Source organism: Methylobacterium sp. J-088, from assembly GCF_022829295.1.
Taxonomy (GTDB): domain Bacteria; phylum Pseudomonadota; class Alphaproteobacteria; order Rhizobiales; family Beijerinckiaceae; genus Methylobacterium.
The window spans coordinates 1-650 of record NZ_JAKSYH010000188.1; the positions used below are offsets into that span (position 1 = coordinate 1).

1 protein-coding gene and 1 pseudogene are annotated in these 650 nt (G+C 68.2%); both read right to left on the reverse strand.

Annotation, left to right across the window (positions count from 1 at the left end):
* Positions 1 to 198: pseudogene (locus tag MKK63_RS32265) on the reverse strand (cytochrome c); the annotation flags it as partial.
* 11 nt (positions 199 to 209) lie between these two features.
* The coding region (locus MKK63_RS32270) for an Ig-like domain-containing protein (protein WP_244005353.1) at positions 210 to 650 on the reverse strand (441 nt) is incomplete at its 5' end.

Below are 650 nucleotides of genomic sequence, written 5' to 3' on the forward strand. Positions count from 1 at the left end.
CATCCCGGCCGAGTGGCAGGCGAGGCAGTTGTTGTTGACCACCTCCGCCCCCGGCCCGTCCGGAAAGATCCTGTCGGAGGTCGGCATCTCGATGGATTGCGAGGTGAAGCGCATCGGCTCGGGTGCAGGCGCCGCGAGCGCTATCGGAGGAGACAGGACGAGCACGGCGATGAGGGCCGCAGAACGGATCGCGATCATGGCTGTTCTCCTCAAGCGACCTGGAAGGACACGGCCTCGATGCCGTTCTGCATGAAGCCGTTGGCGTTCCAGGCCCGGTCCATGGGCTGCGCGACGCCGTCGGTGTTGGTGCAGCGGACCCTGACCGTGTGGGTCCCGGCGGCCAACGCCGGCAGGCTGCCGTCGAAGCGGCGGAAGCTGTAGGGGCCCTCGTCCGCGCCGAGCTGTGCCGGGAACCACGTCGCGCCGCCGTCGCCTGAGAACTCGACCGCCTTCACCCCGCAATCGCCGCCGAAGGCGATGCCGCGCAACGCCACCGGCGTTCCAGACGCCACCTTGGCGCCGTCCTCCAGGTTGGTGACGAACGAGCGCGGCACCATCTTGTTGATCGGCACCGTCTTGAAGCCGGTCTGGCCGGGCTTGATGTTGGCGCCCGGAACGTCCGGGATGCGGTAGGCGGTCTTCATCCAGTA